This is a genomic window from Nitriliruptor sp., assembly GCF_040882075.1.
Taxonomy (GTDB): Bacteria; Actinomycetota; Nitriliruptoria; order Nitriliruptorales; family Nitriliruptoraceae; genus Nitriliruptor.
Genome location: NZ_JBBEBZ010000127.1, coordinates 1 through 20353, shown reverse-complemented (window position 1 = coordinate 20353; position 20353 = coordinate 1). Strand labels below are relative to the sequence as shown.

Genomic DNA, 20353 nt, shown 5'->3' with positions numbered 1-20353 from the left:
CCCGTGCCGACCGGCGACCACGTCGCGAGGATGGCGCGGAGGGCGGTGACGGTCGCCAGGGGCTCGTCCAGCAGCAGGTGGTGGTGGGCGTCGGGGACGCGGACGAAGGGCACGCCGGCAGCGGCAGCTGGTGAACCCGCGACCAGCTCGCGCATGTGGTCGATGACGTCGTCGTCGACGATGGCGGAGCGCTCCCCGGTCACCACCGCCAAGCGGCAGGCGGCCTGCGCCAGCTGGGGCCCGTACTCGCTCGGCAACCGCGGACCGGAACGGGTCACGAACAGCAGGGGATCGAACTTCCAGGTCCACCCGGTGCTGCCCTCATCGGTGGCCACCTCCCGGAGGCTCGCCCGCGCGATGTGATCGATCAACCACGGGTGACGGCGAGGTTGCGGCGGCACGAGGTGGAAGTGGTCGACCGCGGTCTCGAGGTCCGGGTAGGTCTTCGGGGCGCGGAACAGGTTGCGGCCCGTGCGCGACGCCTCCTCGGTCTCGGGGTCGGGCCGGAGGACCGGCGAGTCGAGCACGACCGCACCGTGCAGCTCGGCCCCCCGCGTGGCAGCGACCACGATGGTCACGAACCCACCCATCGAGTGTCCGACGACCGTCGGTCGCCCGACGCCACCCGCCACGCCCGCGACGGCCATGACCTCCTCCGCCCACGTCTCGACCGAGTAGTCGTCGCGGTGGTCGGAACCACCGTGACCGCTGAGGTCGAGCGCCACGACGCGGTGGTCCCGGGCGAGCAGGGGCGCCAGCGGGGCCCACCACCCGGCGTGAGCGGCGCCGCCGTGCACGAGCACCAGGGTCGGCGCGTCGCGCTCCCCCCAGGTCAGGTACCCGATCCGCGCACCCGACACGACCACCTCACCCGGCTCCCCCGGATCGGCCAGGGCGGCGGTGAACCAGTCGGGTGCGTCGTTGGTCACGGGTAGCTCGCGAGCTCGGGGACGGGGTGCGCCGGGTGCGGTGGGCGGGGGGAGACGCCGGGTGCGCGGGCGGACCCTACGCTGCCCCGGACCGACCCGCGCCCCGGTGGCGTGGTAGCACGAGGACGCACGTGACCGAGCCGACCGGCCCTCCCCCGCTGCGGGCGCTGCAGCTGCTGTGGTGGGCGTTCACGGTGACCATGCTGGGCCTGACCCTCGTGGCGCCCCTGGCCGCCGACGCCACCTCGACGGTCCCCTCGTCGCTACCGGCGGTGCTGGCGTTCGCGGCCGGACTCGCCGGGCTGGCCGGCACGATCGCCATCGACCGCGGTCTGCGGGCGACGCCCCCTCCGGACGATGCCGAGGCCGTCACGCAGCTGCGCAGCCGCCTCGTGGTGCAGCTGGCGATCATCGACGCACCGGTGCTGCTCGGCGTCGCCATGACCTTCGTGCTCGGACCCGCGTGGGTGGCTGCCGCAGCCGTCGTCCCCACGGTGGTCTCCCTGCTGATCGTCCGTCCGAGCCCCGACCGGCTCGATCGCATCGACGCCGACTGGCGGGCGGGAGGCGCCGACGTCTCCCTGCGGCGCGCCCTCCTGACGCCATCTACGGATCGGACCTGCCTGTGAGCCTCGCGGACGACACGGCGCGCCACGATGCCATCCTGCTCGTGTCCTTCGGTGGACCGGAGAGCCCGGAGCAGGTCCTGCCCTTCATGGAGCAGGTGACCGCCGGCCGCGGCATCCCTCGCGAGCGCCTCGAGGAGGTGTCGCAGCACTACCGGGCCTTCGGAGGACGCTCGCCCATCAACGACCAGAACCGGGAGCTGCGGGCCGCGCTCGAGGCCGAGCTGACCGCCCAGGGGGTCGACCTCCACGTGTACTGGGGCAACCGCAACTCGGCGCCGTTCCTCGCCGACGAGCTGCGGCGGATGCGCGACGACGGTGTCACCCGAGCGCTGTGCATCGTCACCTCCGCCTCCTCGAGCTACTCGGGGTGCCGTCAGTACCGCGAGGACCTGGCCCGTGCCCGCGAGGAGGTCGGCGACGGGGCTCCCGAGCTCGACAAGGTGCGCGTCTTCTACAACCACCCCGGGTTCGTCGAGCCGCAGATCGACCTGGTGCGTGCGGCGATCGCCGAGCTCCCGGACGACCAGCGCGCCGACGCGCGCGTGGTCTTCACCACCCACTCGATCCCGACCACGATGTCGCGGCACAGCGACTACGAGGTCCAACACCACGAGGTCTGCCGGCTGGTGATGGCCGCCATCCCCGGGCACGCGTGGGAGCTGGTCTACAACTCGCGCTCGGGTCCGCCGCAGGTGCCGTGGCTGACACCCGACGTCAACGACCACCTCGAAGCGCTCGCCGAGGAGGACGTGCGCGCCGTGGTGGTGGTCCCCATCGGGTTCGTCTCCGACCACATGGAGGTCGTCTACGACCTCGACGTCGAGGCGCGGGCGACCGCGGCCCGGCTCGGGATGTCCTACGTGCGTGCCGGGACGGTCGGCGTCGACCGGCGCTTCGTGGCCGGCCTCGTCGAGCTCGTCCGCGAACGCCGCGGCGCCGCTCCTCGGCGCGCCCTCGGCACGCGCGGTCCGAACTGGGACGCGTGCCCGGTGGACTGCTGCCGCGTCCCCGGCCAGCCCGAGGTCGCGACCGTGGCGTCGGCTCCCCCGCCGCCGGCGCGCAGGTAGCGTCCGGCGACATGGATCTCCTCCTGCTCCGACACGCCCAGCCGCTGTGGTCCGACGACGGCGTCTCCCGTGCCGACCCCGGGCTGACCGACCTCGGCCGACGCCAGGCCGACGCCGCCGCCGCCCGGCTCGGTGACACGCGCTTCGACGAGGTGCTGGTCTCCACCGCCAGGAGGGCGGTCGAGACCGCCGCACCGATCCGCGAGCGCCTGGACCGACGGACCCGAGTGCGGTCCGCGCCGTGGCTGCACGAGATCCGTACCGACCCGTCCTGGGAGGGCACCCCCAGCCAGGAGGTCGACCGGGTCTTCGCCCGTTCGCGTGACCGGTCGCGGGACGCCTGGTGGGACGGGTGGCCGGGCGGCGAGAGCTTCCGCGACTTCCACCGCCGCGTCGTCACCGGGCTGGACGACCACCTCGCCTCCCACGGCATCGTGCGCGACGAGCAGGGCCTCTGGACGGTGCCCGACAGCGCGCCGCAGCGGATCCTCGCCGTCGCCCACGCCGGGACGAACTCGGTGGTGCTCGGCCACCTCCTCGGGCTCGACCCCGAACCGTGGGAGTGGGAACGCTTCGCCTCCGACCACGCGTCGATCGCGTGGCTGCGCACGACCTCGATCGCCGGCGCCGCCATCTTCTCGCTGCAGCGGTTCAGCGACGTCGAGCACCTCAGCGACGACCTCATCACCGCGTAGCGCGGGCCTGGCGCACGGAACCGGCGCCTGCGCGTGTTCCGTGCGCGCCGGCCGAAGCCCGCACGCGGCCCGGCGTCAGCGCGGTGTGGCGAGCGGCTCCCCGGGGACGCGCTCGCCGGGCAGCGGGAACCAGCGCAGCGCTTCCGCGTCCGGGGGCAGGAGGACGGGCGCGACGTCCTCCGGGTGCGGTCCGGCGGCGGCCAGGATGCGCCGAGCTTCGGCCAGCACCCCAGCCAGATCCCCGTCCGACGCCGGGCCCGGCCGCTCCGGCCAGCTCATCCGCCCACCTTCGATACGCACGTCCGCCAGCGACCACGGCGGGGTCACGGTGCCGGTGGCGTGCGTCCACCGGCCGGTCGCCACCTCGAAACGGTAGTCGTCGAGCAGGCGCCAGCCCTCCCGGGCGACCAGCCGCACCGCGTCGACCAGGAAACGGGCGACCTCGTCGGTGACCGACCAGGTGAAGTTCACGCGGACCCAGCCCGGCTTGATCCCCTCGCACCCGGTCGCGAGCACCTCCTCGAACCGGTGCGAGCGGTCGAGGTCGATGCCGAGCAGACGGTGACCGTAGGGACCGGCGCAGGAGCAACCGCCGCGGGCCTGGATGCCGAACAGGTCGTTGAGGATCGCCACCACCAGGTCGTGGTGGAGGTAGTGGCCGGGTCCGTACCGCACGACGAACGACACGATCGACAGACGGTCGGCGGTGTGGGAGCCGAGCACCTCGAGGTTCGCTTCCTCCTCGAACGCGGCGACGGCGTGCCGGACGAGCGCACGCTCACGAGCAGCGATCAGTTCCGTGCCGACGGCGTCCTTGACCGCGAAGGCCAGGCCCGCCCGCACCGAACCGATGATGTCGGGGGTGCCGCCCTCCTCGCGCAGCTCGATGCGGTCGTGGTAGCGGTGCTCGACCGCGTTGACGTACGCGACCGTGCCGCCCCCGGGGACGGCTGGAACGCGGTTGGTGAACAGGCCCCGGCGGGCGACGAGCACGCCCGGCGTGCCGGGTCCCCCCACGAGCTTGTGCGGTGACAGGAAGACGGCATCGAGGTGGTCGAGGTGACCATCGGGTCCGCGCCCGGATGCACCGACGTCGATGGCGACGTAGGGGCCGGCAGCCGCGTAGTCCCAGAAGGCCAGCGCGCCGTGGCGGTGCAGCAGCGCCGACACGGCACGGACGTCGGTGAGGATGCCGGTCACGTTCGACGCGGCCGAGAAGCTGCCGATGCGCAGCGGCCGGTCCGCGGTGGCCAGCAGGGCGGTCTCGAGGGCGGCCAGGTCGACGTGGCCGTCCCCGTCCTCGGGGATCGTGACGACGTCCGCGATGGACTCGCGCCACGGCAGCTCGTTCGAGTGGTGCTCGTAAGGGCCGAGGAAGACCACCGGCCGGTCCTCGTCGGGGAGCCCCGCGGACCACCCGTAGCGGTCGTCGAGCTCGGCGGGGACGCGCAGCCCGAGGACCTGCACCATCCGGTCGATGGCACCGGTCGAGCCGGAGCCGCAGAAGAGCACGACGTGCTCGTGCTCATCGGCTCCGACGGCGTGGCCGATGAGCGCCCGGGCGTCCTCGCGGAAGCGGGTCGTCTGACGACCCGTGCCGGAGGTCTCGGTGTGGGTGTTGGCGTAGCGGGGTAACACGAGGTCGCGGATGACGTCCTCGATGAAGCTCAGCGCGCGGCCCGAGGCGGTGTAGTCGGCGTACACGACACGGCGCGGACCGTAGGGGCCGTCGACCACCTCGTCGTCGCCGATGACCGAGCGACGGACGAGCTCGAGCGCCGCGAGCTGGTCGGGGTCAGCACCTTCGAGGCCACCGATCGACGGCTGCCCCGGACCTCCTGCCGTTGCCACGGCGAGCCTCCCGACGCCGACCGCGCCCGCGACGGTACCGAGCCGCGGGCTCCCCTCGTCGGTCTCCCCGCCTCGACGTGCGAGACTCCGCGCCGCGCGGCCGTCCGGCCGTGGGCAGGTGAGCGGAGCGAGGCGTGGCGACGACGGCCGAGCAGGACGACTGGGGCCCGACCGTGGGCGGTCGGGGACATCGACGTCGCCGTCCCTTCCGGGCGCTCCTCATCCTCCTCCTCGTGGTCCTGCTCCTCGTCGCGGCCTTCGGGCTGTGGGCCAGCTGGCAGATCCCGCGCACGGACGTCGAGGGCCTCGCGAGCTCGGGACGACCGATGCACGTGCTCGTCGTCGGCTCGGACAGCCGCGCCGACCTCTCCGCCGAGGAGCGCAACGAGCTGACCACGGGCCGTGACGAGGGTGGGCTGCGCACCGACACCATCTTCGTGATGACCATCCAGGGCAGCCGGGTGGGGCTGCTCGCCTTCCCCCGGGACCTGTGGGTCACCCGCTGCGACGGATCGGCTGGGCGCATCAACGCCGCGCAGGAGCTCGGCGGGCCCTCCTGCCTCGTCGCGACGGTGCGACAGCTGTCCGGGATCGACATCCACCACCACGTCACGGTGAGCTTCGGTGGCTTCCGGGACGTGGTGGACGCCGTGGACGGCGTCGAGATCTGCCTCGACCGGCCCATCAGCGACCGGGACGCGGGCATCGACCTGCCGGCCGGCTGCCAGAACCTCGACGGCCCCGACGCGCTCGGCTACGTCCGCGTCCGCAAGATCGACGACGACCTGAAGCGCATCCAGCGCCAGCAGACCTTCCTGCGCGCCCTCGCGGCCGAGATCGCCGCGCCCTCGACCCTGCTCAACCCCTTCCGGCTGGTGCCGCTCACCAACGAGATCGGCGACGCCATCACCGTCGACCGGTCCCTCGGGCCGATCGACCTCGTGCGGTTGGCCCTCGGTGCCCGTGGGCTGGCGGGCGGCGCCGCGGTCACCGAGACGGTGCCGAACACCGTCGGCACGGTGGGTGACGCATCCGTCCTCTTCGTCGACGAAGCGGCGGCCACCCCGTTGTTCCGGTCGTTCGCCGACGGTTCGGTCCTCGACCGGGCGGGCGAGGGTGGCACCGGCGTCGACCGGGCCGACGTCGCCGTCCGGGTGCTCAACGGCGCCGGGGTCGCGGGTCTCGCGGGCCAGGTCGGCGAGCTGCTCGACGCGCGTGGGTACCCCGTCGCCGAGGTCGGCAACACCGACACCCGTGAGACGTCGGTCGTGCTGCACCCGGCGGCGGTGCGAGCCGGCGCCGAGCTGGTGGCCAGCGACCTCGGCGGTCTCGCGCTCGAGGAGTCTTCCGAGGTCACCCAGGTCACCGTCGTCCTCGGCCGCGACCGGGCGGCGCTCGGGTGAGCACATCCCCCCACCGGGTCCTCACGGTCTGCCTCGGCAACATCTGCCGCTCCCCGACGGCCGAGGCGGCGATCGTCGAGGCGGCGGCCGAGGCGGACCTCCCCGTCGTGGTGCGGTCGGTGGGGACCGGCGCGTGGCACGTCGGCGACCCGCGCGACCCGCGGATGACCGCCGCGGCCGCCGACGCCGGCCTGGAGCTGACCGGGGCCTCCGAGCTCATCACCGAACGCGCGCTCGACGAGGCCGACCTCGTCGTGGTGATGGACCGCCAGAACCTCGCCGACGTCCAGCGGATCGCCGCCGCCGCCGGCATCGACACCCCGATCCGGCTGTTCCGGGCCTTCGACGTGACCGGCCTCGAGCGTGGCGATCTCGAGGTGCCGGACCCCTACCAGGGCGGCCCCGCGGGCTTCGCGCTCGTCGTCGAGCAGTGCCGAGCCGCGGCCGCGGGCGTCGTCGCGCACCTCGCCGGCCGTCGGGGCGACCCCGGGCCGCGCTAGCGCGCGAGCGGGGGCGGGTCGACGCGCGGTCCGGGGCTGGGCCGCGCTGCGCGCACGCTCGGCCGCGCCAGCCGGACGGCCAGCAGGCCAGCGCGTAGCCTCAACGAACTAGTCAGCGAGCGGCACGTTGGGTGTTCGACCCAGCGTGCCGGACGCGCCGTCCCGTCCGGGGCGGCACAACGAGGGAGATCGCGACGTGACACCACCGACCGCGCAGGCCACGGCGTCGACCGCACCTGGCCGCCGGGCCGCCACGCTCGCCGTCGCGCTGCTGCTCGCGCTGGTCGGCGCGCTGCTGCCGGCGCCAGCGCAGGCGCAGAGCACCTGGACCCCGGCCGACCAGGCCACGATCCGGCCCGGTGCTGAGCTCCTCAGCCAGAGCGGTCAGTGCACCGCCAACTTCGTCTTCACCGACGGCAACGACGTGCTCATCGGGTCCGCCGCCCACTGCACCGGGATCGGCGGTGCCACCGACACCGACGGCTGCCAAGCCGGGTCGCTTCCCCTCGGCAGCCCGATCGAGATCGAGGGGGCGCAGTACCCCGGCTCCCTGGCCTACTCCAGCTGGCTGACGATGGGACAGCGAGGCGAACGCGACGCGAACACCTGCGCCTACAACGACTTCGCGCTCATCCGCGTCGACAGCCGCGACCACGCTCGCGTCAACCCGACGATCCCGCACTGGGGCGGCCCGGTGGCGCTCGGTTCGACCTCCACCACCATGGAGCGGGTCTACAGCTACGGCAACAGCTCGCTCCGCGCGGGTCTCGAGCTGCTCAAACCCAAGACCGGCTACAGCCTCGGCCAGGGTGGCGGCGGTTGGACGCACACGGTCTACACCGCCACGCCCGGGATCCCCGGGGACTCCGGCTCGGCCTTCCTCGACAGCCAGGGTCGCGCGCTCGGCACCCTGTCGACCCTCGCCCTCGCTCCGGTGGCGCTGTCCAACGGCGTCAGCGACCTCGCGCTCGCGCTCGACTACGCCGACCGCTTCAGCGCCCTGTCGCCGCGACTGGCGACCGGCACCGAACCGTTCAACGGCGACCGCCTGCCGGTCGGCGGGATCGGCGTGCTCGGCCAGGGGACGTCCACCGTCGGCGCCCCGTCGGTCAGCGTCGAGGTCGGCTACCGCGTCCTCGGCCGCGAGGGCACCATCCGGTTCTGATCCACACCGCAGTACCGCCCGGCAGGGGCCGCTCCGGCGGCCCCTGCCGGCGTGTCACCGTCGGCGGGTGGTGCGGGCGGTCGGGACCGCGGTGGTCGGGTCCTCCGGCCACGGGTGTTTGCGGTACCGGCCGCGCAGCTCCGCGCGGACCTGCGCGTACCCGTTCGACCAGAAGCTCGGCAGGTCGTCGGTGACCTGCACCGGTCGCCCGGCCGGAGACAGCAGGTGGATGAGCACCGGGACCCGCCCGTCGACGACCGCCGGCGTGGTGGTCGCACCGAACAGCTCCTGGAGCTTGACGGCGAGCACGGGACGGCCCCCGGCCGCGTCGTAGCGAACGCGCACCCGGTTCCCCGACGGGACGGTCAGCGACGTCGGCGCGAGCCGATCCACGTCCCGAGCCGCCGTCGGCGGTCCGAGCGCCAGCAACACGGCGCTGACGTCCACCCGGGCGAGGTCCGTCCGCCGCCGGGAGGAGGTCAGGAACGGGGCCACGCTGCCGGCCAGGTCGTCGAGCAACGCGGCGTCGCGCACGTCCGGCCAGGCACCGCCGAGCGTGTCGTGCAGCAGCTGCAACCGGGCCTGGAGCTGGCGGTCGTCGCGTCGCCACCCGAGCAGATCGAGACCCTCGGTCGCGATCCCGTCGAGCAACGCCGCGACGCGGCGGTCGGCCGGCGCGGTCGGCCACGGCGTCGACGTCAGGGTGACCGCGCCGAGCGACCGTCGTCGTTCGGCCACCACGTCACCACCCTGCCAGGCCACGTGGCTGCCAGCGTCGATCTGGTCCGCCAGCACCTCGAGCAGCACGTCACGCTCCACGGCGGCTGCGAGGTGGATGCGCGCCTCCGAGGGCCCGCGACCTCCCCCGACCCCACGATCGACCGCCGCGACGGCGAGGTAGGAGGCGTCGGCGAGCGGATCGGTCGCGGGCAGCGTGGCGCCGCGACCGTTGGCGAGCAGCACCGCACCGCGCCGCCCGGGTCGCGCCGCGCCGATGCGGTCCGGCCAGGCCAGCGCCACCAACGCGCCGACGTCCTCCAGCGTGCCCTGCGCCGCACCGTCACCGACGCGTGCCGCACGACGGATGCGTTGCGCTTCGCGGCGGGCGCGCGCGAGCGCTCCCCGGCGCACCTCGACACCGGGTGGTGCCGGCTGGCCTCGGAGGACCGCGACGCGCGTGGCGAGGTCGACGTGCGAGCTGCGACCGGCCGGGCGGAGCGGGTCGCGGTCCACGAGCACCGCGGCGAGATCGACCGCCAACCCGCCGACGCCACGGTCGCGTCCCGCGACCACCAGGTGAGCGAGCCGTGGGTGCAGCGGCAGCGAGGCCAACTCGCGACCGTGGGAGGTCGGGCGTCCCCCCGCGTCGAGCGCGCCGAGGGTGCGCAGCACGGCCCTAGCACGGTCCCAGGCGACCGGATCGGGCTCATCGAGCAACGCGAGATCACCCACCTCGGCACCCCAGACGGCGACCTCCAGCGCGGCGCTCGTGAGGTCATCGGTACGGATCGCGGGCGTGGCGTACGCGGGGCGGCGGGTGTGCGCCGACGCGGACCACAGACGGATCGCACGCCCGGGAGCGACCCGCCCCGCCCGGCCGGCTCGCTGGTCGGCGCTGCTGCGGGAGGCGGGCACGGTCACGAGCCCCGTCATCCCGTTGGCCGCATCGAACCGGGGTTCGCGGGACAGGCCGGCATCGACGACGGCCACGACGCCGGGGACGGTCAACGAGGTCTCCGCCACGTCGGTGGCCAGCACCACGCGGCGGCGGCCGGGCTGGCCGGGGCGGAGCGCTTCGTCCTGATCCGCCGGTGGCAGACCCCCGTGGAGCAGCCGGACCTCCGCGGCGATGCCTCCCGGAGACGGCGGGAGCCGTCGTGCCACCTCACGGAGCTCACGGACACCGGGGAGGAAGACGAGGACGTCGCCGTCGTCCGGTGCGACGGCGCGACCGATCGCGTCGGCGACCGCACCGAGGAGACCGTCGGGGGGTGGGTCGGGGTCGTGGGTCACCTCGATGGGGTAGGTCCGGCCCTCGGCGCGCACCACCGGAGCGGGACCGTCCGCGGCCAACAGCGCCGCCACCGCGACGCCGTCGAGCGTCGCGGACGTGACGACGATGCGCAGGTCCGTCCGCAAGGCTGCCCGGGTCTCGAGCGCGAAGGCGAGCGCCAGGTCGCTCTCGAGCCGACGTTCGTGGAACTCGTCGAAGAACAGCGCGCCGACGCCCGGCAGCGAGGGGTCGCGTTGGAGTCGTCGCAGGAGGACGCCGTCGGTGACGACCTCGATCCGGGTCGCGGCCGACACCGACCGCTCGTCCCGCGTGACGAGCCCGACACGTTGCCCGACCCGCTCGCCGAGCTGTTCCGCCAACCGGCTGGCCGCCCCACGGGCGGCCAGCCGGCGCGGTTCGAGCACCACCAGACGGCCGTCGAAGGCACCGTGGGCGAGCAGGTCGAGCGGCACCCGCGTGGTCTTGCCGGCCCCGGGCGGAGCTTCGAGGACGACGACGCCCGTCCGCGCCAGCGTGGCCCGGACATCGGCCAGGACCGCGTCGACCGGGAGCGGCTCGACCTCGGGTGACACGGGAGTCTCCTCGAGTTGTTGGTGTGGCACAGGTGGTCGACGTGTGGGACGATGGTGCCGCCGCGGGTCCTCAAGTGCGACACCCCACGTGCCGACCTTGTCGTCGGTGCCCGTCGGCACCCGGACGTGTCGCGCGGACGCGCGGACACGGTGGTGGATGGGAGCGAAGCGGCCGTGGCGGAAGCGACGCTGAGGGACGCGGCAGGGCGTCTTCGCGCGCACGCGCCCGAGATCGTCGGTGTGATGGCCGTGCTGATCGCGGTCCGAGCCGCCGAGATCCCTTCGCCGGGCCCCATCTGGCTCGCTCCCGCGCTGCTCCTCCTGGCCGGTGTGGTGTCGGTCGCCAGCTACGGGTGGTGGGGCCGTGACGCGACGGGCCACCAGCTGCACCTGCGGGTCGCCGCGCAGGTCGCGGTGCTGACGATCTTCGCCGCCTCGAGCGGTGTCGGTCCGGCGATCGTTGCCCCCGTCCTGCTGCTCGCGGTGGTCGATACGGTGCGCTACTCGGGTTCCCGCGCCCGGAACCTCGCGGTCGCGTGGGCCCTCGGCGGGGTCCTCGTCCACCAGATCGCGATCGAACTCACCGACCTGCCGACCTACTTCGGCGGCCCTCCCGGGCACGGCCTGGCCGCCCTCGGTACGGTCGTGCTCGTGCTCGTCGGGCGACGCATCGCGCGGCTCGCCGACGACGGCGAGGAAGCCCGGGCACGGGTCGCCGCGGAGCAGGCCCGCATCCAGGCCATGCTCGCCGGCGCCAGCGACGTGACCCTCATCATCGGCGACGGCCGGGTCACCTACCAGTCCCCCTCGACCCAGCGGGTCATGGGCTACCCGAGCGACGCGCTCATCGGCCGCAGCTACCTCGAGATGGTGCACCCCGCCGACCGCGGCCAGGTGGTCGAGTTCGTGCGCGGGATGCTCCAGGAGCCGGGTGGCACGGGTCTGATCGAGTGCCGGCTCGAGGCGGCCGATGGCACGTTCGTCCCGGTCGAGTCCTCCTGCCGGAACCTGCTCCACGACCCCGCCGTCAACGGGTTCGTGGTCAGCTCCCGCGACGTCACCGAGCGCCGGCTCCTCGAGCAGCAGCTCGAGCACCGGGCCTTCCACGACGATCTGACGGGGCTGGCGAACCGCGCGCTCCTCCTCGACCGCCTCGAGCACACCGGAGCACGGATCCGCCGGTCGGGAGGCCGCTACGCGGTGCTCTACGTGGACATCGACGGCTTCAAGCCGGTCAACGACAGCCTCGGACACACCGCAGGGGACGCCGTCCTGCTCGCCATCGCGCAGCGGCTGGAGGATGCGACCCGGCGTTCCGACACCCTCGCCCGGCTCGGCAGCGACGAGTTCGCGATCATCGTGGAGGAGCACCACGGCGCGGTGGAGGCCACGGGGATCGCGGAGCGGATCCTCGACGACGTGCGCCTGCCCATCCAAGCCGAGGGCACCGAGGTGCAGGTCACCGCCAGCATCGGCATCGCGTACGACGCGGACGGCGACGGCCCCGCGGACGTCCTGCGCAACGCCGACATCGCGATGTACCTCGCCAAGCGGGACGGCCGCGACCGCTTCGAGGTGTTCGAGCCACGGATGCACGTCGCGGTGATCGAGCGGCTGCACCTCGAATCGGACCTCCAGCACGCGATCGACGCCGGCGAACTGCGGTGCCACTACCAGCCCATCGTCGCCCTCGTCGACCGTCACGTCGTCGGCGTCGAGGCGCTGGTCCGCTGGGAGCACCCCGAACGCGGCACGGTCCACCCCGGCGAGTTCATCCCGTTCGCCGAGGAGACCGGCCTGGTGGTCGGGATCGGCCGCTTCGTGCTCCACGAGGCCTGTGCGCAGGTCCAGCGCTGGCGCACCGATCTGCCCGGTTCCCAGGATCTGACGGTCTCGGTCAACGTCTCGATGCGCCAGTTCTCGGTCGGCGATCTGCTCGGTGACGTCGCTTCGGCGTTGGCGACCTCGGGCCTACCCGCCTCGGCCCTGACCCTCGAGCTCACCGAGTCGGCGCTCATCCACGACGCGGAACGCACCCTGGCGTTGCTCCACGAGCTGAAGGCCCTCGGGGTTCGGTTGGCCATCGACGACTTCGGGACGGGGTACTCGTCGTTGGCCTACCTGCACCGGTTCCCGGTCGACGTGCTCAAGATCGACCGCTCGTTCGTCACCTCGGTCGTCTCCGGGCGCCAGTCGCCGGCGCTCGCTCGCGCCATCGTCGACCTCGGCCGCTCGCTCGACCTGGTCACCATCGCCGAGGGGATCGAGCACGACGTCGAGCTCGTCCAGTTCCGTGAGCTCGACTGCACCCAGGGTCAGGGCTACCTGTTCGCCCGTCCCGCCCCGCCGGACGAGATCGCCGCCTTGCTCGTCGGAGCGCTCGCCTCGGCGGTCGCCCCGGTGCCGGCCAGCGCCGAACCCGTCCCCGCATCCTTCGACGTCGCGGGTCCTCGCCACTAGCGTCCGTCCGGTCGACCGAGGAGCGTTGTCGTGGGCCTGCTGGTGAAGATCGTCATCGCCGCAGCTGCGCTGTGGGTAGCGGTGCAGGTGGTCCCCGGCCTCGACTTCGAGGGGTCGGTCGTGACCCTGCTCCTCGTGGCGCTGGTGCTCGGCATCATCAACGCCGTGGTCAAGCCGATCCTGACCGTGCTGTCGCTGCCGTTCATCATCCTGACGTTGGGCTTGTTCCTGCTGGTGGTCAACGCCATCGCCCTGTGGATCGTCATCCGGCTCTCGGGCGCCCTCGACCTCGGCCTCACCTCGGACGGCTTCGGCTCGACCTTCCTCGGCGCGCTCGTGGTGTCGCTGGTCGCCTGGGGCCTCGAGACCGTGACGGGCGTGCGCGACTGAGGTCGCGCCTACCCTCGCACGACTCGACGAGGGAGCCCCGCCCGTGCCAGCCGACCGCGACCTGACCGGTGCCACCACCGAGTTGCTGCAGACGATGATCCGCAACGCCTGCGTGAACGATGGGACACCGAGCTCGGGCGAGGAGGTCCGCAACGCCGACCTGCTGACGAGCTACCTCGAGGGCAGCGGGCTCGACCTCGACCGCCACGAGCCGCTGCCCGGCCGACGGTCGGTCCTGGCCACCATCGAGGGCTCCGATCCCTCCGCCCCGACGTTGCTGCTGCTCGGCCACACCGACGTGGTGCCGGTGAGCCCCGACGACTGGCGCGAGGACCCCTTCGGCGGCGAACTGATCGACGGCGAGGTGTGGGGGCGAGGTGCGGTCGACATGCTCAACCTCACCTCGTCCATGGCCGTGGCGTTCCGGCACCTGGCGAGCTCCGGGTTCCGACCGCGCGGCACGCTGAAGTTCCTCGGCGTCGCCGACGAGGAGGCGGGCGGCACGTGGGGCGCGGGTTGGCTGGTCGACAACGAGTGGGACCAGGTCCGAGCGGACTACGTCCTGACCGAATCCGGCGGGATCCCCACCGACACCCCGGCCGGTCGCCGCATCGTGATGATGTCGGGCGAGAAAGGCATCGGGTGGCGTCGGCTCACCGTGCACGGCACCCCCGGCCACGGCTCGATGCCGTACGCGGCCGACAACGCGCTCATCACCACCGCCGAGGTGGTGCGTCGGCTCGCGGCCTACACCCCGACGCCGCAGCTCGGTGAGCACTGGCGTGCCTACGTCGACGCGCTCGGCGCCGAGGGGGATGCACGGGCGGCGCTGCTCGAGCCCGCACGCCTCGACGAGGCCATCGCGGGGATGGAGCCACGGATCGCCAAGTACTGCCACGCGACGACGCACACGACCTTCTCCCCGAACGTCGTGCACGGCGGGACCAAGACCAACACCATCCCGGACCGCATCGAACTCGAGGTCGACATCCGGACCCTGCCCGGACAGACCGACGCGGACGTCGACACGATGCTGACCGAGGCGCTCGGTGACCTCGCTGCCCGGGTCGACGTCGCCGCCGCCGTCCCGCCCCGCCCCGCGTCGGCCTCGGCGATGGACACGCCGCTCTGGGACGTGCTCACCGAGCGCGCCGAAGCGGTGCACCCCGGTGCCGAGGTCCTGCCGTTCATGCTCACCGGCGGGACCGACGCCGCGTTCTTCCGCGAGAAGGGCGCCATCGCGTACGGCGCGGGGATGTTCAGCGCCAAGGCGTGCCTGGCGGAGTTCCAGTCCCGCTTCCACGGACACGACGAGCGCATCGACACCGAGTCGCTCGGCCTGTCGGCCAACCTCTGGATCGACGTCGCCGAGTCGCTCCTCACGTGAGGTCGACCGCGCCACACCGCGTACCCGCCGGCGCGGCGGCTGCCACCCTGTTGCTGGCCGTCGGCTGCGGGCCGTCGGACGCCCAGCCCGACGACCCCGCCCCCTCCCCCGCAGCGACCACCGAGGCGCCGGCCGACCCGGACCCCGCGACCTCCCCGGACAGCACACCCTCCACCGAGCCGGGAGCAGCCGCTGGCGACCCGGTCCTCACGGACGTCGCGAGCGGCCTCGCGGCACCCTGGGACGTCGCGTGGCTGGGTGATCGCGCCTTCGTGACCGAGCGCGACAGCGGCCGGCTGCTCGAGATCGCCGACGATGGCACGCTCACCGAGGTCCGGACCTTCGCCATCGAACCCGCCGGCGAGGGCGGGCTGCTCGGCCTCACCGCGCACCCCGGTGGATCCTGGCTGTACGCCTACCTGACCACCCGATCGGACAACCGCGTCGTCCGGTTCGACCCCGACACGGTCAACGACCCCGAGGTGATCGTCGACGGCATCCCGGCGGCTCCCACCCACGATGGCGGCCGGTTGGCGTTCGGCCCGGACGGGATGCTCTTCATCGCCACCGGGGACGCGCAGGATCCGCGAGCGGCGCAGGACGAGAGCTCGCTGGCCGGCAAGATCCTGCGGGTCACCCCCGACGGCGACGTCCCGGACGACAACCCCACCGAGGGATCACCCGTCTGGTCGCTCGGTCACCGCAACGTCCAGGGGCTCGCCTTCGACGTCGACGGCCGGCTCTTCGCGCCCGAGTTCGGCCCGGACCGCGACGACGAGATCAACCGCATCGAGCCGGGCGCGAACCACGGGTGGCCCGAGGTGACGGGCGCAGCCGGCGCGACCGGGTTCACCGACCCGATCCTCGTGCGCCAACCTCCGGAGGCGTCGTGGTCGGGCGGTGTCGTCCTCACCGGCGGCGCGATCGATCGCTGGGAGGGCGACCTGTTCGTCGCCGCGCTGCGTGGCGAGCGGCTGTACCGCATCCCGCTGGAGGGCGGCGAGGTGGCGGGCGAGCCCGAGGAGCTGCTGGTCGGTGAGCTCGGGCGGCTCCGCGACGTGACGCAGGCGCCCGACGGCTCCCTGTGGCTGTTGACCAGCAACCGGGACGGCCGCGGGTCCCCCTCGGAGGCGGACGACCGCATCGTCCGCTTCGGTCCACCCCCCGGCTGACGTCGATCCTCGGCCGCGCCCTCCAGCGGGGGTTACGGTGCCCGCCGGGATGACCGGCGAGGATGATCGGGGGCACGTGGTGCAGCGAGCGGGCACGCAGCGACCCGATGGGTCCCGGCCGGTCTGGGACCTGCCGCCGCCGCCCGCTGGCGACCCGGTGCCGCTCCCCCCGCCCGAACCGCCACCAGCGGACCTCGTCCTCGACGCGTGCGCCGCCCAGCTCGAAGCCGCCCGGGACGCCAGGTCCCGTCTCGCACGCCTCGCGGAGCTCGAGGGGGTGCCGCTCGCCGCGGCCAGCCTGCTCAGCCTCCTCGAGGCGCTGCCGGACGGGTGGCAGCGGCGGACCGCGCTCCGCCGTCTCATCGATGCCGGCAACCTGCACGACGTGGACGCCGACGCGATCGTCCGCACCTTCGGCCGCGGGGCCGACCGGTTCGCGGTCGCGGCCCGGCTCGTGGACGCCGGTCTCGCCGAGGTCGAGGTGGTGACCGACGCGCTCCCGGTCCGTGCGGCAGCCCGGCTGCGGCGCCGCGCCGGAGCCACCTGAGTGGACGCCCTCGGGCTGCTGGCCGGGACGGGGTGGGCGTCGGGGGTGAACCTGTACGGCGTGGTCCTGCTCCTCGGCATCCTCGGCCGCACCGGGATCACCGACCTGCCCCCGGTGCTGGTCCGCACCGACGTGCTCATCGCCGCCGCGGTGCTCTACGCGGTCGAGTTCGTGGTCGACAAGGTCCCGGTCCTCGACAGCATCTGGGACGTCGTCCACACCGTCGTCCGACCGCTCGGAGCGGCGCTCCTCGGCGGGGTCCTGGCGGGTGAACTCGAGACGGTCTCGCAGGTCGGGGCCGCAGCCAGCTCCGGGGCGCTGGCCCTCGTCAGCCACACCGTGAAGGCCAGCGCCCGTGCCGCCGTCAACACCTCCCCCGAGCCGGTCTCCAACAGCATCGTGAGCCTCGGTGAGGACGGACTCGTCGCCGGGGTGGTCCTCCTGGCGGTCTCGTACCCGCTCGTCGCCCTCGGTGTGGTCGTCGTGCTGGTCGTCGCGGGGACGGCGGCGTTCGTGCTCGCGGTGCGGGCCCTGCGCCGCTCGTGGCGGAGCAGGCGCGAACGCCGCCGCGCGCGACGAGGTGACGAACGGACGCCGACGGACGGCACGGCGGGGTGATGGGGCCCGGCCGGCGCTACCGTCGGCCCTTCCGTGCACCCGACCCCACGAGGCGACCGTGCGCTTCCTCGACGGCCACCGACCGTCCCACGACCTGACCTACGAGGACGCGTTCCTCGTCCCGGCCCGGTCCGCCGTGACGTCCCGGCTCGACGTCGCGCTCGACTCGCCGGACGGCAGCGGCACGACCGTGCCGCTCGTGGCCGCCAACATGACCGCGGTCTCCGGACGACGGATGGCCGAGACCCTCGCGCGGCGCGGTGGTCTCGCCGTCATCCCGCAGGACATCCCGGTCGACGTGGTCGCGGAGGTGGTGGCGTGGGTCAAGGGCCGCCACCCCGTCGTCGAGACCCCCATCGTGCTCGCCCCGAACGACACCGTCGGTGATGCGCTCGCCCTGGTGCCGAAGCGATCCCACGGCGCCGCGGTCGTGGTCGATGCCGACGCGCCCGTCGGGATCGTCACCCTCGCCGACCTCGGCGACGTGGACCGCTTCACCCAGGTCGCGAGCGTGATGTCGTCCGACCCGACGACCCTGCCGGCGGACGTCGATCCGCGGGCCGCGTTCGATCTGCTGGCCGAGGCGCGCCACCGGTTGGCGCCGGCGGTCGATGGCGACGGGCGTCTGGTCGGCCTCCTGACCCGCACCGGCGCGCTGCGATCCACGCTGTACCGGCCGAACCTCGACGCCGATGGGCACCTGCGGATCGCCGCGGCCATCGGGGTGAGCGGCGACGCGGCGGCCACGGCTCGCAAGCTCGTGGCCGCTGGCGTCGACGTGCTCGTGCTCGATACCGCCCACGGGCACCAGGACCGGATGCTCGACGCCCTGCGGGCCGTACGGGACGAGGACCTCGGCGTCCCCGTCGTCGCGGGCAACGTCGTCACGCCGGAGGGCGTCCGCGACCTCGTCGAGGCCGGCGCGGACGTCTGCAAGGTCGGGGTCGGCCCCGGGGCGATGTGCACCACCCGGATGATGACGGGGGTGGGTCGTCCGCAGCTCTCGGCCGTCATCGACTGCGCGGCGGCAGCCCGCGACCTCGGCGCGTACGTGTGGGCCGACGGCGGGGTCCGTCACCCCCGCGACGTCGCGCTCGCGTTGGCCGCGGGTGCGTCGAACGTGATGGTCGGCTCGTGGTTCGCCGGCACGCACGAGTCACCCGGCGACCTCGAGCACGACGCGACCGGGCAGGCGTACAAGGTCTCGTTCGGCATGGCGTCGGCCCGGGCCGTCAAGCACCGCACCGAGGGCGAGAGCGCCTTCGACCGCGCCCGGAAGGCGCTGTTCGAGGAAGGCATCTCCTCGGGCCGGATGCCGCTCGATCCCGCGGCCCCCGGCGTCGAGGACCTCGTCGACCGCATCGTCGCCGGGGTCCGAAGCGCCTGCACGTACGCGGGCGCCGCCGACCTCGCCAGCTTCGCCGAGCGCGCCGTGATCGGAGTGCAGACCCGTTCGGGCTACGCCGAGGGCCGCCCGATCAGCGGCGGCTGGTGACCGCAGCGCCGAGCATCGACCGGATGTCCGAGACGCCGCTCAGCTGACGACGTCCTCGATGCGCTGCATGACGTCGGGGGTCAGCTTCGGGAGCAGCTCGATGGCGCCCATGTTGTCGTGCACCTGCTCGACCTTCGACGCACCGGTGATCACGGTCGACACGTTCGGGTTCGCCGCGCACCAGGCGATGGCGAGCTGGGCGAGCGAGCCGCCGAGCTCGTCGGCGACGGCCCCGAGCTCCTTGACCTTGGCGTTCTTCTGCTCGTCGGTCAACGCGTCGGCGAGCCAACCGAAACCTTCGAGCGCGCCACGCGAGTCCTCCGGGACGCCGTCGGCGTACTTCCCGGTCAGCAGACCGGACGCGAGCGGCGACCAGATCGTCGTGCCGAGGCCGATGTCCTCGTAGAGCCGCGCGTACTCCTTCTCGACCCGGCGACGGTGGAAGAGGTTGTACTGCGGCTGCTCGACGACCGGCTTGTGCCAGCCGTTGCGGTCACAGACGTCCCAGGCGGCCCGGATCTCGTCCGCGGTCCACTCCGAGGTGCCCCAGTACAGGGCCCAGCCGCGGTCGATGACGTCGTTCATCGCCCGCGCCGTCTCCTCGATCGGGGTGTCCGCATCGGCGCGGTGGCAGTAGACGAGGTCGAGGTGCTCGAGCCCGAAGCGTTCGAGGGACGCCTCGACCGACTCGAGCAGGTACTTGCGGTTCAGGGTGTTGCGCGAGTTCGGACCGTCGTGGAGGCCCCAGAAGAACTTCGAGGACACCAGGTAGGAGTGCCGTTCCCAGCCGAGCTCGCGGATGGCTTCACCCATGATGCGCTCGGATTCGCCACCGGCGTAGGCCTCGGCGTTGTCGAAGAAGTTCACACCCGCGTCGTAGGCGGCAGCCATGCACTCGACCGCCATCCGCACGTCGACCTGGTTCTTGAAGGTCACCCAGGACCCGAGCGACAGCACGCTCACCTTCAGGCCACTGTGGCCGAGCCGGCGGTAGGGCATCTCGAGGTCGGGCACGGAGCGCTCCGTTCTGCGATCGGTCGTTGACGGTCGGCTGCAGCGTAGGACCGGCCCGGTCGCCGCGGCGCTGGTCGTCCGGACGCACCGGCACCTGAGAGCCGTCCTCAGGTCGGGCCGTTACCGTGTCGCGTCGCACGGACGGCCGTGCGATCCCGCCGGGCCCACCCGCCCGGCGTCGGTGCGATCCGGCGCGGAGGCGTTCGTGGCAGCACGCAGCCAGCGTGGGCGCGTCCTCGCCGACCGCTACGAGCTCCTCGACCGGCTCGGGACCGGCGGTGCCGGCACCGTCTGGCGCGGCCACGACCGAGCGCTTGACCGCCCCGTCGCGGTCAAGCTCCTGCACGCCGAGCTTGCCGATGACCCCGATGCGGGGACGCGGTTCCGGACCGAGGCCACCGCGGCCGCCAAGCTGACCCACCCGAACGCGGTGCTGGTCTACGAC

General features: G+C 73.5%; 17 protein-coding genes and 1 pseudogene. 14 read left to right on the top strand and 4 right to left on the bottom strand.

Features of this window, described 5'->3' with window-relative positions; all coding sequences use genetic code 11:
* On the bottom strand, positions 1-929 hold a 929-nt coding region (locus WEB03_RS07750; protein WP_368070374.1), incomplete at its 3' end, for an alpha/beta fold hydrolase.
* Positions 930-1060: 131 nt separating this feature from the next.
* Between WEB03_RS07750 and WEB03_RS07745 the strand changes: the two genes are divergently transcribed.
* Genes WEB03_RS07745 through WEB03_RS07735 form a run of 3 tightly spaced genes read left to right on the top strand, consistent with a single transcriptional unit; the run spans position 1061 to position 3320 of the window.
* Positions 1061-1558, top strand: coding sequence for a hypothetical protein (locus tag WEB03_RS07745; protein ID WP_368070373.1), 498 nt, complete (start codon positions 1061-1063; stop codon positions 1556-1558).
* Positions 1555-2625 (top strand): ferrochelatase, encoded by a 1071-nt coding sequence (locus WEB03_RS07740; RefSeq protein WP_368070372.1) that lies wholly within the window; start codon positions 1555-1557, stop codon positions 2623-2625. Before WEB03_RS07745 ends, WEB03_RS07740 begins: the two co-directional genes overlap by 4 nt.
* Before the next feature lie 11 nt (positions 2626-2636).
* A complete protein-coding gene (locus WEB03_RS07735; RefSeq protein ID WP_368070371.1) occupies positions 2637-3320 on the top strand; it encodes a histidine phosphatase family protein in 684 nt (227 codons plus the stop codon).
* A gap of 75 nt (positions 3321-3395) precedes the next feature.
* Here WEB03_RS07735 and WEB03_RS07730 read toward each other — a convergent pair whose 3' ends face one another.
* Positions 3396-5138, bottom strand: a complete 1743-nt coding sequence (locus tag WEB03_RS07730; RefSeq protein ID WP_368070376.1) for an aminotransferase class V-fold PLP-dependent enzyme — start codon at positions 5136-5138, stop codon at positions 3396-3398.
* A gap of 167 nt (positions 5139-5305) precedes the next feature.
* Here WEB03_RS07730 and WEB03_RS07725 point away from each other — a divergent pair, with 167 nt between their 5' ends.
* The 3 genes from WEB03_RS07725 to WEB03_RS07715 all read left to right on the top strand — a co-directional run bounded on the left by WEB03_RS07725 (position 5306) and on the right by WEB03_RS07715 (position 8239).
* Complete coding sequence (locus WEB03_RS07725; RefSeq protein ID WP_368070370.1) at positions 5306-6574, top strand: LCP family protein; 1269 nt, start codon at positions 5306-5308, stop codon at positions 6572-6574.
* Positions 6571-7074, top strand: coding sequence for a low molecular weight phosphotyrosine protein phosphatase (locus WEB03_RS07720; protein ID WP_368070369.1), 504 nt, complete (start codon positions 6571-6573; stop codon positions 7072-7074). Before WEB03_RS07725 ends, WEB03_RS07720 begins: the two co-directional genes overlap by 4 nt.
* A gap of 196 nt (positions 7075-7270) precedes the next feature.
* Entirely contained in the window at positions 7271-8239 is a 969-nt protein-coding gene (locus WEB03_RS07715) for a serine protease (protein WP_368070368.1), read from the top strand.
* Between the two features lie 54 nt (positions 8240-8293).
* Here WEB03_RS07715 and hrpB read toward each other — a convergent pair whose 3' ends face one another.
* Entirely contained in the window at positions 8294-10825 is a 2532-nt protein-coding gene (hrpB, locus tag WEB03_RS07710) for an ATP-dependent helicase HrpB (protein WP_368070367.1), read from the bottom strand.
* Between the two features lie 153 nt (positions 10826-10978).
* On the opposite strand from hrpB, the gene WEB03_RS07705 reads away from it, so the two are divergent.
* Genes WEB03_RS07705 through WEB03_RS07675 form a run of 7 tightly spaced genes read left to right on the top strand, consistent with a single transcriptional unit; the run spans position 10979 to position 18894 of the window.
* Complete coding sequence (locus WEB03_RS07705; protein ID WP_368070366.1) at positions 10979-13285, top strand: putative bifunctional diguanylate cyclase/phosphodiesterase; 2307 nt, start codon at positions 10979-10981, stop codon at positions 13283-13285.
* Between the two features lie 30 nt (positions 13286-13315).
* Entirely contained in the window at positions 13316-13675 is a 360-nt protein-coding gene (locus WEB03_RS07700) for a phage holin family protein (RefSeq protein ID WP_368070365.1), read from the top strand.
* A gap of 43 nt (positions 13676-13718) precedes the next feature.
* The gene (locus WEB03_RS07695; RefSeq protein ID WP_368070364.1) at positions 13719-15062 is read left to right on the top strand and encodes a M20/M25/M40 family metallo-hydrolase; all 1344 of its coding nucleotides are present in this window, start codon (positions 13719-13721) and stop codon (positions 15060-15062) included.
* Complete coding sequence (locus WEB03_RS07690; protein ID WP_368070363.1) at positions 15059-16234, top strand: PQQ-dependent sugar dehydrogenase; 1176 nt, start codon at positions 15059-15061, stop codon at positions 16232-16234. Before WEB03_RS07695 ends, WEB03_RS07690 begins: the two co-directional genes overlap by 4 nt.
* A 49-nt stretch (positions 16235-16283) precedes the next feature.
* A complete protein-coding gene (locus WEB03_RS07685) occupies positions 16284-16781 on the top strand; it encodes a hypothetical protein (protein WP_368070362.1) in 498 nt (165 codons plus the stop codon).
* Positions 16782-17399 (top strand): DUF4126 domain-containing protein, encoded by a 618-nt coding sequence (locus tag WEB03_RS07680; RefSeq protein ID WP_368070361.1) that lies wholly within the window; start codon positions 16782-16784, stop codon positions 17397-17399.
* A 58-nt stretch (positions 17400-17457) separates the two neighbouring features.
* Positions 17458-18894 carry a GuaB1 family IMP dehydrogenase-related protein gene (locus WEB03_RS07675; protein ID WP_368070360.1) on the top strand — a complete coding sequence of 479 codons (1437 nt, stop codon included), beginning with the start codon at positions 17458-17460 and terminating at the stop codon, positions 18892-18894.
* A 39-nt stretch (positions 18895-18933) separates the two neighbouring features.
* Here the strand turns inward: WEB03_RS07675 and WEB03_RS07670 are convergent, their stop codons facing one another.
* Positions 18934-19893 (bottom strand): potassium channel beta subunit family protein, encoded by a 960-nt coding sequence (locus WEB03_RS07670; protein WP_368070375.1) that lies wholly within the window; start codon positions 19891-19893, stop codon positions 18934-18936.
* 220 nt (positions 19894-20113) lie between these two features.
* On the opposite strand from WEB03_RS07670, the pseudogene WEB03_RS07665 reads away from it, so the two are divergent.
* A pseudogene (locus WEB03_RS07665) lies at positions 20114-20353 on the top strand (serine/threonine protein kinase); the annotation flags it as partial.